Source organism: Sphingomonas morindae, from assembly GCF_023822065.1.
GTDB lineage: Bacteria > Pseudomonadota > Alphaproteobacteria > Sphingomonadales > Sphingomonadaceae > Solisphingomonas > Solisphingomonas morindae.
On sequence record NZ_CP084930.1, the window covers coordinates 1,931,246 to 1,946,256 of the forward strand.

16 protein-coding genes are annotated in these 15,011 nt (G+C 63.3%); 5 read left to right on the plus strand and 11 right to left on the minus strand.

Annotated features, from left to right (window positions below; all coding sequences use genetic code 11):
• Positions 1-1,701: an MFS transporter gene (locus LHA26_RS09440; RefSeq protein WP_252165376.1), complete on the minus strand. Its 1,701-nt coding sequence runs from the start codon at positions 1,699-1,701 to the stop codon at positions 1-3.
• Positions 1,702-1,875: 174 nt separating this feature from the next.
• Between LHA26_RS09440 and LHA26_RS09445 the strand changes: the two genes are divergently transcribed.
• Positions 1,876-2,784 carry a LysR family transcriptional regulator gene (locus LHA26_RS09445; protein ID WP_252165377.1) on the plus strand — a complete coding sequence of 303 codons (909 nt, stop codon included), beginning with the start codon at positions 1,876-1,878 and terminating at the stop codon, positions 2,782-2,784.
• A gap of 54 nt (positions 2,785-2,838) precedes the next feature.
• Here LHA26_RS09445 and LHA26_RS09450 read toward each other — a convergent pair whose 3' ends face one another.
• Positions 2,839-3,696, minus strand: a complete 858-nt coding sequence (locus tag LHA26_RS09450; RefSeq protein WP_252165378.1) for a LysR family transcriptional regulator — start codon at positions 3,694-3,696, stop codon at positions 2,839-2,841.
• A gap of 91 nt (positions 3,697-3,787) precedes the next feature.
• On the opposite strand from LHA26_RS09450, the gene LHA26_RS09455 reads away from it, so the two are divergent.
• Positions 3,788-4,177: a tautomerase family protein gene (locus LHA26_RS09455; protein ID WP_252165379.1), complete on the plus strand. Its 390-nt coding sequence runs from the start codon at positions 3,788-3,790 to the stop codon at positions 4,175-4,177.
• Between the two features lie 88 nt (positions 4,178-4,265).
• Here the strand turns inward: LHA26_RS09455 and dapF are convergent, their stop codons facing one another.
• The 5 genes from dapF to leuA all read right to left on the minus strand — a co-directional run bounded on the left by dapF (position 4,266) and on the right by leuA (position 9,188).
• Entirely contained in the window at positions 4,266-5,066 is an 801-nt protein-coding gene (gene dapF / locus LHA26_RS09460; protein ID WP_252165380.1) for a diaminopimelate epimerase, read from the minus strand.
• Positions 5,063-5,416, minus strand: a complete 354-nt coding sequence (locus LHA26_RS09465) for a hypothetical protein (RefSeq protein ID WP_252165381.1) — start codon at positions 5,414-5,416, stop codon at positions 5,063-5,065. The genes dapF and LHA26_RS09465 overlap by 4 nt, the downstream gene beginning before the upstream one ends.
• Positions 5,417-5,510: 94 nt before the next feature.
• On the minus strand, positions 5,511-6,938 hold the full coding sequence (locus LHA26_RS09470; protein ID WP_252165382.1) for an MFS transporter: 1,428 nt from the start codon (positions 6,936-6,938) through the stop codon (positions 5,511-5,513).
• Between the two features lie 56 nt (positions 6,939-6,994).
• Complete coding sequence (locus LHA26_RS09475; RefSeq protein ID WP_252165383.1) at positions 6,995-7,474, minus strand: YbaK/EbsC family protein; 480 nt, start codon at positions 7,472-7,474, stop codon at positions 6,995-6,997.
• A gap of 34 nt (positions 7,475-7,508) precedes the next feature.
• Positions 7,509-9,188 (minus strand): 2-isopropylmalate synthase, encoded by a 1,680-nt coding sequence (gene leuA, locus LHA26_RS09480; RefSeq protein WP_252168340.1) that lies wholly within the window; start codon positions 9,186-9,188, stop codon positions 7,509-7,511.
• 280 nt (positions 9,189-9,468) lie between these two features.
• Between leuA and LHA26_RS09485 the strand changes: the two genes are divergently transcribed.
• Positions 9,469-10,266: an AraC family transcriptional regulator gene (locus LHA26_RS09485; RefSeq protein WP_252165384.1), complete on the plus strand. Its 798-nt coding sequence runs from the start codon at positions 9,469-9,471 to the stop codon at positions 10,264-10,266.
• Between the two features lie 92 nt (positions 10,267-10,358).
• Here LHA26_RS09485 and LHA26_RS09490 read toward each other — a convergent pair whose 3' ends face one another.
• The gene (locus tag LHA26_RS09490) at positions 10,359-10,874 is read right to left on the minus strand and encodes a winged helix-turn-helix transcriptional regulator (RefSeq protein WP_252165385.1); all 516 of its coding nucleotides are present in this window, start codon (positions 10,872-10,874) and stop codon (positions 10,359-10,361) included.
• Between the two features lie 95 nt (positions 10,875-10,969).
• Here LHA26_RS09490 and LHA26_RS09495 point away from each other — a divergent pair, with 95 nt between their 5' ends.
• Entirely contained in the window at positions 10,970-12,052 is a 1,083-nt protein-coding gene (locus tag LHA26_RS09495; RefSeq protein ID WP_252165386.1) for an NmrA family NAD(P)-binding protein, read from the plus strand.
• A 64-nt stretch (positions 12,053-12,116) separates the two neighbouring features.
• Here LHA26_RS09495 and LHA26_RS09500 read toward each other — a convergent pair whose 3' ends face one another.
• From LHA26_RS09500 to LHA26_RS09510, 3 genes are all read right to left on the minus strand, one after another.
• Positions 12,117-12,536, minus strand: coding sequence for a VOC family protein (locus LHA26_RS09500; protein ID WP_252165387.1), 420 nt, complete (start codon positions 12,534-12,536; stop codon positions 12,117-12,119).
• 146 nt (positions 12,537-12,682) lie between these two features.
• The gene (locus tag LHA26_RS09505; protein WP_252165388.1) at positions 12,683-13,168 is read right to left on the minus strand and encodes a GNAT family N-acetyltransferase; all 486 of its coding nucleotides are present in this window, start codon (positions 13,166-13,168) and stop codon (positions 12,683-12,685) included.
• Positions 13,169-13,309: 141 nt separating this feature from the next.
• On the minus strand, positions 13,310-14,089 hold the full coding sequence (locus tag LHA26_RS09510; RefSeq protein ID WP_252165389.1) for a class I SAM-dependent methyltransferase: 780 nt from the start codon (positions 14,087-14,089) through the stop codon (positions 13,310-13,312).
• An 81-nt stretch (positions 14,090-14,170) separates the two neighbouring features.
• Here LHA26_RS09510 and LHA26_RS09515 point away from each other — a divergent pair, with 81 nt between their 5' ends.
• A complete protein-coding gene (locus LHA26_RS09515) occupies positions 14,171-14,947 on the plus strand; it encodes an MmyB family transcriptional regulator (RefSeq protein ID WP_252165390.1) in 777 nt (258 codons plus the stop codon).
• Positions 14,948-15,011 lie beyond the last annotated feature (64 nt).

Below are 15,011 nucleotides of genomic sequence, written 5' to 3' on the forward strand. Positions count from 1 at the left end.
TCAGCGGGGGGCGGCCGGCGCGATGGCGCGCGGCGGATAGATGCGGGTCGGCATGATCGGGATGAGCAGGATCAGCCCGACGGCGATCGCGGCCATCACCAGATAGAGGTCGGCCGACATCAGCACGACCGACTGCGCACGGATGCGCTCGGCGAGATCGGCAGACGCCGAAGCGTCCGGCGTCATGCCAAGCAGTCCCAAGCGGTCGACGAGGATTTCCGAGTGATAATGCTCCCGGACCGTGCCGAGCCCTTCGACGATGGCCGTGCCCAGCGCGGCCGCGAAGCCCTTGACGGTGTTGAACATCGCCGAAGCCCATGGCCCTTCCGCCGGGGGCAGGCCGGTCGTCGCCAGCATCAGCAGCGGGATCACCGCCATCGGCTGCCCCATGATCTGGAGCGCCTGAAGGAGGTAGAAATTCTCGCGCACCCAGTCGGCCGTGACGAGCCTCCCCAGCGCACAGGATGTTGCGACCATGCCGAGCCCGATCCCGAGTACCCAACGACAATCCACGCGCGGGACATTGAGGATGGCGGCGGTAAGCGGCAGCGCGACCAGCTGCGGGAGCGCGAGAACGAGCGCCAGCGGCGCGGTCTGGAGCGGGCGATAGCCGCGCACCTCCGCCAGATACCCGCCCGGGATCACGATGACACCCAGAAAGATCACCAGCACGCCCGCCAGCGTGATGAGCGCATGCGCGAAATTGCGCCGGCCCAGCATCTGCAACTTGAAGAAGGGGGCCGGATGGCTCCACTCGTTCACGAGAAACAGGAGCATCAGGAGCCCGCCGCCGGTAAACAAGGCGCAGATCAGCGGCGACCGAAGCCAGTCGAGCCGGTCGCCCTGTTCCAGCGCGATCACCAGCATCGCGATCGCAGGCAAGCCGGCGAGGAGACCGATCCAGTCGAAGGTCGCGAGCCGCTCCAGCCGCAGCGGATCCTGCGGGACGCCCCAGCCGATGGCGAGCGCGCTCAGCAGGCACAACGGCACGACCTGCCAGAACACCATCGGCCAGCCGACGAACTCGGTCCATAGCGCGGCCAGCGGCGTGCCGAGGCTCGGGCCGAAGGTGGCGGTCAGCGCATAGCCCGCGAGACCGTAGATCTTGATGCCGGCGGGAAGGTAGCGCAGCGCCACGGTCATCAGCATCGGCGGCAGGCTGCCGCCGGCCAGACCCTGAAGCGTCCGCAACACGCACAGCGTTCCGACGTCCGGCGCGAGCGGGCACAACAGCCCCAGCAGCGCGAAGGTCAGCACCGCTCCGATCGTGAACCGCCTGAGCGAGAAGGTCACGGAACACCAGGGTGCGAAGGCCATGGCCGCGACGTTGGCGGCGGCGTAGAGCGCGGTCAGCCAACTGCCTTCGTCATGGCCGATCGCGAGCGCGCCGCGGACATCTGCAAGCGCGACTTCAGTGACATGCTCGTTCAGTCCGGCCGTGAATGAGGCGAGCAGGACGCCGACCAGCCCGGTCGCGAGCTGCGGTCCGAACGACGGCAAGACGGGAGAAGCCGGTGCGCTCGGGGCAGGAGCCGGATCGGCAGCGGCTATCGCGACCGTTGTCACGACGCGCCGGACATGAAGCAGGGTAGCGTCGGCATTATCGGCTCCGGCGACGATCGAGAGGTGGTCGGGGCGATACCGTTGCGACTGGCTTGCAGAAATCGGCTGACGTGCAATCGACCAGTGCGCGCCGTGCACTGGTCTACGGACATTGATCCAGCCTTATGACCCGATCGTTGGCGCGACTTGTGCCGAGGGGAGGTTGCGACCATGGGGACGGGACTATCTCTCGCCCTGTTCCTCCGTTCGGTGCATGACACGATCTTGGATCGATCCGGCAATGCGCCCGGAGGCCTGGCTGGACCCTTGGAGATGGACTATCCCGACCTCAACCTGCTGATCGCGCTCGACGCTCTTCTTCAGGAAGAGAGCGTGGTCGGCGCGGCGCGGCGCATGGACCTCAGTCCGCCAGCGATGAGCCGGACGCTCGGACGGATCCGAGGCGTTTTCGGCGACCCGATCCTGGTGCCCGCCGGTCGCAAGATGGTGCCGACGCCTCGCGCCCAGGAGTTGCGCGATCCCATCCACAGCCTGGTCAGCCAGGCGCTTGGGATCATGCAACCTGCGGGTGAACGTGCAATTCGAACCCTGCGTCGCAGCTTCACCATTCGTGCGAACGATAGCTTCATCGTCGCTTTCGGTGCGCGATTGGCCCGCCACCTACGCGACACGGCACCCGGCGTGTCCGTTCGCTTCGCGCCCGAGGTCGGCGACGACGACGACGCGCTCCGCGAGGGGCATGTCGATCTGTTTATCGGCGCTACCGAGACGCTCGATGCCGAGGTCCGTGTGCAGGCCTTAATCAAGACGGCGATCGTCTGCGTCGCGCGTGAGGATCATGCGATCTTCGCAAACGAGATCACGCCACATGCTTTCGCGGCCTATGAACAGATCGTCGTCTCGCGCCGCGGACGATTGAGCGGGCCGATCGATGCCGCATTGGTACATCAGGATCTTCGTCGAAAGGTCGCGCTGGTGGCGCCCACTTTCTCGACTGCGCTTCTGCTCCTCGCTGGTAGTGACCTGATCCTGCCGCTGCCCGATCTTTATCTGCTCGGCACGCCACACCTTCCCGTCGGAATGCGCGCATTTCCGATCCCGCTCGATCTACCCCCGGTAACGCTTCGCCAAGCCTGGCATCCGCGTTTCGAAACCGACACCGCCCATCGCTGGCTTCGGGAAATGATCCGCGACATGTGCTTGGTCGAGAGCTCTCCGTGAAGGCATTGCGGTTCTGACGCGGGCGAGATCCTGCCTCAGCCCGCTGAGGCCAGCTTAGCCCCTGACGGCACTTCGGAAGGCCGCCGCTAACGCCGCGAGGGCGTTATGCGACCGATCCTCTTTTGCCCGCGAATGGATCAGGATCGGCAACCGCGGCAGCGCCGGCAGACCCAGCCGTGCCCCGACATCCACAGCGCCGAGCGGCACCATGCGTGGAGACAAGGCCGCGACACCCAGCCCCGCATTTACAGCAGCGACGACTGCGGCGACCCCGCCGCCCACGAATATCTCCGTCCACGCGATGCTGGCCGCGTCAAGCGCTTGACTGGCCATGGCCCGCACGCCGCAAGGCTCCGCCAAGGTGGCCACTGGCAGCGGCTCATCCGCATGGTGCTTCCACCCGGGCGCCGCGTACCAGACGAAGCGTTCCTCCGCGATCATCTCACCGTCGTCCCGACCGACATGCAAGCGGACGATCGCGGCGTCGAGTTCGCGTCGATCGAAGCTCTGCAGCAGATCGCCCGAAGACGCGATCCGGATCTCGATGATGAGGTGCGGATCCTGCGCGTTCATCCGCGCGATCAGGGCCGGCAAATCGGGGCCCGCGACGTGCTCGCTGATGCCGATGATCAATCGCCGCCGTGCCCCGCTGAAGGCCGTCAGCGCACGGTCGTGGGCGCCTCGCAGAGCCCGGGCGTGTTCGAGGAAGGTCAAGCCATGGGTCGACAGTTGGACATGGCGGGGCGTGCGCTCTACCAGCCGGCAGCCCAGCCTCGTCTCGAGGCGCTTGAGCTTGAGGCTGACGGCGGCCTGCGTCGTCTGCATCGCTTCAGCCGCCCGGGTGAAGCTGCCATGGTCTGCGATGAGCGTAAAAGCCCAGACGGCGTCGAGATCGAGTGGTGGATCAATCATATCTAGCCATTATGATAGATATTATCAGCCATAAGATAGCAAAATGGCCTGGCAACCGCCATCCTGAATGGGCCGATCAGGAGACCCATCCATGCCCCTCGCTCACATCGCCATGCGTGCCGGAAAGCCAGACGCCTACAAGCAGGCTATCTTCGATGGTCTGTACCGCGCCATGCGCGAAACCTTCGACGTGCCGGAGGACGACCAATTCATGGTCGTCACCGAGCACGACGCGGCGAGCTTTCGTTACGGCCAATCCTATCTCGACATCAGCCGCAGCGATGATCTCGTCTTCATTCAGATCACCGCCAATAACACCCGCTCGACACAACAGAAGAAGGCGCTCTTTCGCCTCGTAGTCGAGCTGTTAGGCAAGGCGCCGGGGTTGCGGGCCGAAGACGTGTTCGTAAACCTCATTGAGGTGGCGCGGGAGAATTGGTCCCTCGGCCTCGGCGTCGCGCAATACGCAAGAACCGAGTAGTCCATCTCACGTCGATCTTTCGAATCGACCGCCTGAGGAAACAGCAATGCCGCTGCCGGGGCGCAGCTTCGTTGGACGGTAGTTTCGATCAGGCGGTCCACTCACCGCAAAATACCGGCTCGACCGGGCCGGCAAGCTGCACGCCGTCACGCCCGTTCCAGGAGACGCGGAGAAGACCGCCGTCGCACAGGACATCGACGTCCTCGCTCAACAAGCCGCGACGGATGCCGTTGACGACGGCCGCGCAGGAGCAGGAGCCCGAGCCGGGCGAGATCCCGGCCCCACGTTCCCAGATGCGGAGGCGAATCCGGACCGGATCGAGGACCTGCACGAAGTGAACGTTGGTCCTGTTTGGAAATAACGGATGGGTCTCGAACTCTCGGCCGCGCGCCTCGACGTCCACCTGATCGATGTCGTCCACGAAGAAGGTGCAATGCGGATTGCCCATGCTGCACGCGGCCGGATCGCCGGCGAGCGGCAGCCTCGCCGTGTCCATCGCCTCGGCCAGGGGGATCTCGGACCAGAGCAGGAGAGGCAGGCCCATATCGACAGAAATCTGCCCGTCCGGGTGTCGCATGCAGCGCAGGATCCCGCGACTTGTTCGAACCGTCACGTCATCGGCGCCCGTCTCGCCCATCAGCTTGCCGGCGACGCCGCGTGTCGCGCTCCCACATGCTGCGAGCGAGGTGCCGTCGGCATTCCAGAAGGAGAGATCCGCCGTGGCGTTCTCACAGTGCCGCAGGATGGCGATCTGGTTGAAGCCGATACCGCGCTGGCGATCGCCGAGGCGGCGGATCAGGTCCGGCGGTAGGGTCACGTCGCGCATCCGGCAATCGACGATCACGAAATCATCGCCATTGGCGTGCATCTTCTCGAAGGCGATCGTCATACGATGGGGCGGACCGGGAGCCCGAGACCCTCGACGACCACGATATGATGCTCGACCTGGTCGGGCTTCTCCAGGAGGAAGCGGTCGTCCTCGGGATAATACCGTGCCCGTGCGATGTCCTCGCCGGCAAAGGCCCGTATGGCGTCCATCGACCGCCACCAGCTCAAGGTCGAGACTTCGGTGGAGCCATTGCCGAGGTCCCGCAACAACATCTCGCAGCCGACGTTGCCCGGCGTTCCCAGATAATCCTCGACACCAGTGCCGCGGATATAGCTTACATAGGCCTCTCGGTCCTCCGTCCGGATCCGCGAGGACCAACGCCGTAAAACCAGCGGCTCAGATTGCGTCATCGATATCATCCTTGCGTGATCTGGCGTAGTCAACTTCGAGCATGGACTTCGTCCAGTGCGCGAAACCTGATCGATCAGGGCCGCTTATACAAACTCATCTGCGAGTTATCTTAATCCCGGCATCGCGCGGAAGGCGCCAATATGCGATGGTCGGCAGGAGGGTGAGAGCTGCCGTGATCGCGAACGCACAGCGGAAATCGATCATCTCGAATGCGCGACCTGCCATCAACTGATCTCCTCCGCGCAAGAGGCTCGCCAAACGCAAGCACATCGCACCGAAGGCGATGCCCAGTCCGGTCGTCATCTGCTGCATGGTGCTCCACAGCGTGCTTGCTGAACTCTTCAGATCATCCGTGACGTCGGCAAAACTCAGGGTCGTCATCGTCGAGAGTTGCAGGGATCGCGTCACGCCATAGCCGAAGAGCACAAGGAACAGCACGGGTCTCGACGTGGACGGCGACAGCCACGCAAAGGCCAGGATTGTCATGGCGACGGCCGTGCCGTTGGCAATCGCGACGGTGCGGAAGCCGAAGCGTCTCATGATCGGGGTCGTGACAGCTTTCATGCCGAGGTTTCCGGTTGCCGTGACCAGCAGGAGCAAACCCGCGTGGAAGGCCGAAAGCCCGAAGCCGACCTGGAACAGCAGCGGTGCCAGGTAGGGGACGGCTTCGATCCCCGCCCGGGCAAACCCGCCCCACCAGACCGAGGTCGTGTACGTATGCACCCGGAACACAGCGAGATTGAGGATGGGCTGAGGTGCCTTCCGAAGATGACGGACGGCAACAAGTCCGAAGGCGATCCCGCCGACGATGATTCCACCCGCCAGCCCGAGACTTACGTCCTGTCGACTTGCCAATTCCATCCCGCAAAGCAGCAAGACGAGAGAGGCGCTACACGACAGAAAGCCACGGACATCGAGACGCTTCGAGGCTTGGCCGGCCTGATCCGAAACGAAGACGAGGATCGCTACGAACGCAGCGATCGAAAAGGGCACATTGAGGAAAAACACCCAGTGCCAGGACGCGTAGGTGGTGATGAAGCCGCCCACGGTCGGGCCAACGACTGGAGCGACGATCGCGGGCCATGTGATGGCCGAGATCGCGCGCAACATATGCGCGTCATCGGTGTTGCGTGCGACGATCATGCGTCCCACCGGCACCATCAGCGCGCCGCCCATTCCCTGTACCACGCGTGCGGCTGTGAATGAGAGCACGCCGTCCGCCGATCCGCAGAGAACGGACGCGACCGCAAAGATGACGACCGCGCTCCCGAAGACCGTTCGCGTTCCATACCGGTCTGCGATCCAGCCGCTGATCGGGATTAGCACGGCCAGTGTGAGCATATATGCCGTCATGCCCAAGCTGACTTCGTTCGGCCCGACACCGAACGATCGTGCCATCTGCGGCAGGGACGTGGCGACGATCGTCGTGTCCAGATACTCCGTGAAATAAGTAGCTGCGACGATGTACGGGAGCAGGATGCTATTTCTCCCGACACCCCGCGGAGCTGGCCTTGTCGGCATTCTGGTTCACCTCGATGGCGAAGATACTTCGAACAGGCATCGCGATGATCCGCGCCTCATGTTCCCACCGCTTCGGTCTGACGAACCTCGGCGATCATTCCATTGGTGAGGCGAATCAACTGCTCCGCCGACGTCCGAAACGCGTGCATCGGGGATCCGGCTGCCGCCCAGAGCGGATCGAGCGAAAGCAACGCGCTATCGATGACGGTCGTGACGTGGCAGTCGTGACCGACCGGGGCGACGCCGCCCACGGCGAACCCTGTGTTGCTCATGACCCACGCGGCATCCGCGGTCTTTACGGCCAAGCCGACCGCGGCGGCGACCTTGTTTCGATCGATGCGGTGAGCGCCGGACGCGACGACCAGGATAACGTCCTCGCCGGCCCGGAACACGATCGATTTGGCGATCTGTGCCACCGAGCAGCCAACGGCCGCCGCCGCATCGGCGGCGCTATGCGTGCCTGCCGGAAATTCAGCGATGCTGTCTTCATGTCCAGCGGCGAGCAGCGCCTGCCTGACCCTGTCGACCCGATCCATAGTGACTTTCTTTCCCCTGTACCGCCTCCTCTCATCACAGCCCGACGCCCTGCCGGGCGTTGTTGGCGGCACTGAGAAGCGCTCGAACGGATGCCGTGGCGACATCGGTATCAATGCCAGCGCCGAATACCGTTCGACCATCGGGCGTGCGGCATTCGACATAGGCTGCCGCTTGCGCATTCGCACCATGACCGAGGGCGTGTTCCTGATAGTCCGCAACGTCCAGCAAGGGCTCTCCAGCCACTTCGAGCGCCGCCACGACCCCGGAGATCAGTCCGTTGCCGCGTCCTGAAAGCGAACGGACTTCGCCGTCGATGGCGACGCGGCCGACGAAGATACGTTGGCCGACCGGACCGGTTTCCTCGTAATCCACGAGCGCGAACCGATCAGTCTGTCGCGGCAGATAGCAGTTCTCGAAGCACTGCCAGATATCTCCGGTATCGAGTTCGCGGCCGATCGCGTCGGCCAGCTTCTGCACATGAGCGCTGAAATCGGCCTGCATACGCTTGGGCAGTTTAAGGCCGCGATCCTGTTCGATCACCCAAGCGACGCCGCCCTTGCCGGATTGGCTGTTGACGCGGATGACGGCCTCGTAGGTTTCCCCGATATCTGCCGGGTCTATTGGCAGATACGGCATCTCCCATATGCCGTCATTACGTCGTTCGTGCGCAGCGAAGCCTTTGCGGATCGCGTCCTGATGCGAGCCGGAAAAGGCAGTATGCACCAGGTCGCCTGCATAAGGATGTCTGGGATGGACCGGAATCCCGTTACAATGCTCGACGGTCTCCACGATCTGGCGCATCGCCGGAAAGGAGAGACCGGGATCGATCCCTTGGGTGTAGAGGTTCAAAGCCATCGTCACGAGATCGACGTTCCCCGTCCGCTCGCCATTCCCGAACAGGCAGCCTTCCACTCGATCCGCACCGGCAAGCAGCGCCTGCTCAGCGGCTGCGATCCCCGTGCCCCGATCGTTGTGGGGATGAATGCTGATGACGACGGCATCCCGTCGCGAGATGCGGCGGCAGAACCACTCGATCTGATCGGCATAGACGTTCGGCATGGCGACCTCGATCGTCGCCGGCAGGTTCAGGATCACCGGGCGCTCCGGCGTAGGGCGCCAGACATCGAGCACCCGTTCACAGATTTCCAACGCAAATTCAGGTTCGGTGAAGCAGAAGGTCTCTGGCGAATATTCGAAGGTCCAGGCCGTCTGAGGGCGCTTCAGGCTCTCTTCCAGCATGGCCGTGACGCCTTTCACTGCCAGATCGACGATTTCACACCGCTCCATGCCGAAGACGACGCGCCTGAACAGGGGAGCGGTGGCGTTATAGAGATGGACGATGGCGCGTCGAGCGCCTTCGAGTGATTCGAAGGTCCGGGCGATCAGATCGACCCGCGACTGCGTCAGGACCTGGACCGTCACGTCATCGGGAACTCGGTCCTCGTCGATCAAGCGGCGCACGAAATCGAATTCGGTTTGCGAGGCCGACGGAAAGGCTACCTCGATCTCCTTGAACCCGATGGCGATCAGCATGTCGTAGAAGCGCTGCTTGCGTTCCACGCCCATTGGATTGGCCAAGGCTTGGTTGCCGTCGCGAAGGTCGGTGGACAGCCAGCGCGGGGCGCCTGTCAGGCGCCGTGAGGGCCATTGCCGATCCAGCAGGTCGATGGGAGATATAAAAGGACGGTATTTTGTCTCGGGATTTTTGAGCACGATCAATGTCCGTTGCACGCATTGGAGAGTAAGCGGGCACGGCTGCATACGGTCGCCAGGATGCCGTCAGTTCTGGCGACCGCCTGTAAGTCGTAGTTCGACGGACAAACATTGATCTTGGTGCATCTCCACCCGATCGCCAATGCCCTCCCCGAATTCATCGTCGACCACCTTCGCCATCCAACGCGGCGGGACATGGTGGCCGATAGAGAGGGTGATGATAGGCACGGTAAGACGCAGAGACCTTTGTTGAACTCCCGCTATCGTAGAGCATGGAGCGATGATATTCTCGCTGGCAAGGAGCATTCATCGTCGCAAAGGGTTCAAGCCGGAGACGTTGGGCCAAGTGGGCACTGACCGGATCACCGTCATCAGCAAGAATGCGCACCGCTTCGCCAGCGGGCATCATGCACATTCCCGCGCCCAGTTGATTTACGCGATGAGCGGCGTCGTTGCGGTCAGAGCGGGAGCCGGCACGTGGGTCGTGCCACCGAGTCGGGCGGTCTGGGTTCCTGCAGGCGTCGAGCACGAGGCAAGAAGCTTTGCGGGCGTACAGTTTCGAGCGTTGCTGATCGACTCAGCGGAGGCGAAAGGGCTCCCTGATGCATGCGCGGTGGTGGAGGTCACGCCACTGTTGCGCGAATTGATTCTGCGGCTCGCCGCGCTCTCCGAAACGTCGCGAGACGTGGAATTCGGCCGCGCCGTTGCGCGACTGCTGCTGCTGGAACTGGCGTTCCTGCCCGTCGAGCCGCTTGGCCTGCCAATCCCCCGACATCCGCAACTGAGCCTCTTCTGCGAATGCATCCGAAACGATCCCGCCCGCGCCGTCACGCTGGAGGAGGCTGCCGGCTCACTTCACATGAGCCGCTCGAGCTTCATGCGCCTATTCCGCCGCGAGACCGGGATGAGTTTTGCTCATTGGCGGCAGCAGGCGCGGTTACTGCATGCGCTATCCCTCTTGGCGGAAGGTCAGTCGATTTTGAATGTCGCTCTCGCGTCCGGTTACGACAGCCCAAGCGCATTTTCTGCGATGTTCCGCCGCTCACTTGGAAAATCACCAAGCGAGTATTTTGGGTAACAAGTTGGCGTGCGCGTACCGGTGTAGCGAGTGCCATCCATTGGAAGCATTGACTATCGTCGCTACAGGACGGAACCAAGATCACGTCATGGTCAGCCAGTTCGGCCTTCCCTGCCTCGTGCGATCCGCCAACCCATGATCTCATCCGCGCCGGGGCCAGCTTCGACCGCGATCTTCGGCGCGGTCAGGATTGCTCCCGTATCCGCATCGATCGTCGCTAGTCTCAGGACATGACTTGATCCCGCATCGACGAAGCGCAACGGAACCCCTTGCCCCTGCCTGCGGCGCCATTTGTCGCCGACCTGCACCAGGGCCAGCATGAGCATGGCCAGGTCCTGTCCTTTCTCGGTCGGAACGTACTCATAGCGAGCAGGACGCGTCTGATATTGCCGACGCTCGACCAAGCCTGAAGCCTCCAACCCTTTCAGGCGGTCCGAAAGCGTCGCATTCGTGACCCCGCTCGATCGCCTCAGATCATCGAAGCGGGTGAGCCCGAGAAGCAGGTCGCGCATGACCAGCAAGCCCCAGCGATCGTTGACGGCGCCCATCACCTCCGCGATCGAACAGGCCATTCCGTCAAACCCCTTCGATCGCATCTTCTCGGACACTCCCCGTTAGTCGGCTTGGTCACTCTCATAATAAGAGTCGACATGCTCCTATCATAAGAGCTACATCGTTTGGCCTCAACCGATTGGAGCCTCACATGCCGAACGTCTCTCGCATTTTCGTGATCGGTGCGACCGGAGCGCAGGGTCTTCCTGTGGTCCGGGGCCTGGTCGAGGACGGCCGCTATTCGGTGCTCGCTCTCACGCGCGATGCCGGGTCGGCCCGTGCCCAATCGCTGGCTTCGCTCAAGAGCGTGGCATTCCTCGAAGGCACGTTCGCGGACGAGGCCACACTCCGCGAGGGGCTGAGATCTTGCGACGGCGCCTTCGTCAACATCGACGGCTTCAACGCCGGCGAGAAGACCGAGATGTACTGGGCGATCCGCACCTACGAGATCGCGCTGGAGGAAGGGGTCAAGTTCTTCGTCTACGGCAATCTCGATTACACGCTCAAGAAAGCGGGGTATCGCTCGATGTTCCGCACCGGGCATTACGACGGCAAGGGCCGGATCGGCGATTGGATCCTGGATCAGACCCGGGCCAACGGTGACCGCATGGGCGCGGCGCTGTTCACCACGGGGCCGTATATGGAGATGGCCTTTTCGGGCGGCACCCCGATGCCGCCCCGCCTGGAGGACGGCGTTCTGACGTGGCGCGTGCCCCTGGGTGACGGGGCCGTCGTCCATGTCGCGCTCGACGACTGCGCCTATTACGTCCGCTGGTTGTTCGACCATCCGGAGCGCGCCAACGGGATGAATCTCGAGGTCGCGATCGAGCATGTCCGCTATGCCGATCTCGCCGCCGCGTTCGAGCGCGTGACGGGGCACCCGGCGCGTTATGTGGATACCGACCTCGATACGTATTTCGCGCCCATCCAAGCGATCGCGGGCCAGCCGGCCGGTTACAACGCGGATCCCGCCGACAAGAGCACGATGAGCTTTCGGGAAAACTTCACCGGCTTCTGGAACCAGTGGAAGCACGGCATCATCACCCGCGACTACACATTGCTGGACGAGATCCATCCCGGACGCATCAGGAGCGCCGAAGACTGGATCCGGCGCTGGGAACAGCGTGCGAAGGAAACGGGCACCGAAACACTGTGGGAGCGTGTACAGCCCGAGAGGCTTGCCAGACGGCCGATCCTGAAGCTGAGCGAGGATCATCGGCAGGGGATCCTCTGAGGGACCAACTCGGCGGGTGGCGCGGCCGCGTGCGGCGATAGCGTCGGAGTAATGGAGCCGATCGTCACCGACTGATCGGCGGATCGGCGGGTTCTCCGGCGTGGCAGACGGCTTCGACCCTGTTTCCAGCCGGGTCGAACAAAAACGCTCCGTAATAATGCTCATGATAGTGCGGCCGGACACCCGGTCCTCCGTCGGATCGGCCCCCGGTCGCAAGTCCGCGACGATGGAAGCTGTCGACCTGGTCACGGGTGGAGGCCTTGAAGCACCAATGGCGTCGGTTCGTGGCGATCGGACTCTGGTCCAGATAAACGGCCAGGCAGCTCGACTGGACATCATCGGCGGAACACCGCGCGCCGTAGCCGATGGCATCGACACGATCGTAGACCTTCGACACGCCGAGTGCCTCCATGATGGCGTCATAGAAGGGTCGGGCAGCGTCGAGGTCGGGGACGCCGATCGAGACATGGTCGAGAAGGAGCATCGGGCCTCCGTGGGCTAGAGCGATATTGGACACAGCTTGCCCGATCGGCCAAGGTTTGAAACCCGGATCACGCGATCACGCCCGCTTTCCCCCTTTGAGGCCACTCCGGAGGATGAGTGCCGGTACGGCCTCTATCGTGTCGAATGTCAGCCGGGCAGCGCGAGCATTTTGCGCATCCGCACGAGCGGAACGATCACGCCATCCGCGACCGCCTCGACGCGTTCGATCGGTGTGTACCCGCAACGTCCATATAGGCGCTCACCGCTCAACGTCGCCATCAGCTCGACGGCGGAGAAGCCATGATCAGCGGCGGCCTCCTCGCATCTATGCAGGATCAACGTTCCAATGCCTTGCCGGGCAAAGTCCGGATGTGTGTACATCGCCCTGATCTTCGCCGGATCGCAGGCTGGGTCGAGCCGCTGGGGGTGGCGCAGTCCGTCGCTGTGATCGCCGCCGTACAAGGTGGCGCGCCAGCTCCACCCGCCGCAGCCCGCGAGGATCCCGTCCTTTTTGGCAATCAGGTAGGTGCCATCCTCGATCAATTGGGTATCGAGCCCCATGATCGCGTGGCTCGCCGCAATCTGGACTGGAGTGAGAAGGCCAACCTGCAAGGCTTCGATCGCATGTGCCATCAGGGATCGCAGCGCCGGAAGGTCATCGGCGTCAGCCCATCGCGTTCGAATCAAAGTCTCATTTCGGAGACAATCTCGTGCATTCATAATCGTCATCATCGCGGCATGCAGACGGACAGACGGAGCCATGTCCGTTTTCTCTTACATATCTCGGGCTCTACAGGCGGACGCCTCGATGAGCAAAGCATCGATCGAGAATGAGCCATCCGGCTCGATCGCGAAATAGGCGGATGTTTCCCTAGACGCGAATTGCTGGAGGGAACGGATGGCAGTTCGATGCGCATCGGGCGTGTCCATCCGATCCGCCCATGTTTGAAACTCCATACGCAGACGCCGCTTGGAGGTATTGCGCACGCGAAAGCCGGCTTGAGCGAGCGCGGCGGCCCATTCGCTTTCGGTATAGTTGCGGACGTGGGATGGGTCGCGCAGCAGCTCGACCGCTTGCAGATGCGTGTCGAAGGGGGGATGGGCCGGCGAAACTACGTCGATGAAGATCGCCGTCGCGCCAGGCTTCAATACCCGCCTGGCCTCCCTCAGACCTGCTTGCCAATCGTGCCAGTGGTGCGCGCTGAAGCGGCAGGCCAGCAGATCGAACGCGGCGGCGTCGAATGGCAACCTCTCGGCGGGCGCGTGGCAGGTTTCGATGTTGGACAGATCGCGCTGCTTGGCCGTGTCCCGCACTGCCTCCAGCATCGCCGTCGACAAGTCCACCGCGGTCACGGATCGGACCAGTTGCGCCAGCCGGAAGGCGACATGGCCCCCGCCCGATCCGAGGTCTAACGCACGGTTGGGCTGCTCTCGCCGGGCGATCGCCTCCAGCGCGTCGAGGTCCGCGCCATCGGCATGAACGGCGCTCGCGACATAGGCTTCCGCCCGGCTGCCAAACTGGGCTTCGACGATGGCATCGTGGGATCGGGTCATGATTTTCTCCGTGTCCCACGATCTTGAGCCCCTTCGTCACCCTGTTACAAGGGATGCAGTTATCCTGTTATATCGGGACCTATGCTCCCCGACGAGAAACGCAGATTGCTTGGCCAGTTTGTCCGCTCGCATCGCGAGCGGGTGAAGCCGGATGTCGTCGTCCGGCGTCGGAGGACACCAGGACTCCGTCGCGAAGAGCTGGCGGCCAAGGCCGGCATCGGCGTGACGTGGTGTGCATGGATCGAGCAGGGGCGTGAAATCAGCGTGTCTCCGGAAGCGCTGGCGCGTCTCGCCGAGGCGCTTGCCCTCACGCCCGCCGAACGGTCCTATCTGTTCGAGTTGGGCGGTCGGCGCGATCCGGCAGCCCCCGAAATGGCCCCGACGTCGGCCGCACCGGAATCCGTGTCCACCGTCGTTCGGGCGCTGCCCTTCCCCGCCTATGGCCTGGACCGGTTCTGGAACGCCTGCTGCTGGAACGAGCCGGCCGAGCATCTGTTCGCCGGCTGGCTCGATGCCGGTCATCAGCGCAACCTGCTGAGCTACACTTTCCTGTCGCCGTCAGCACGGTCGCTCCTGCCGGATTGGGAGCATCGCGCGCGGCGCCTGCTGGCGGAGTTTCGCGCCGATTGCGCACGGATACTGAACGACACTGCGCTCGACAGCTTCATCAGTGACTTGCGCGAAAAATCCGACCTCTTCACGCATGAGTGGGACACTCAGAGCGTGTCGGCACGCGAGGGCGGCATACGCACCTTTGTTCATCCAGAGGATGGTCCGCTGCGCTACACGCAACACACGTTCACGGCCGCCGACCGGCCAGACCACAAGATGGTCGCGCTGGTCCCAGCTTCCGATTGACCATTCGCGCACGCCGCCCAAGCTAGCCGATCCGGCAGGCTTTCGACGCAAGCTGGATTAAGGG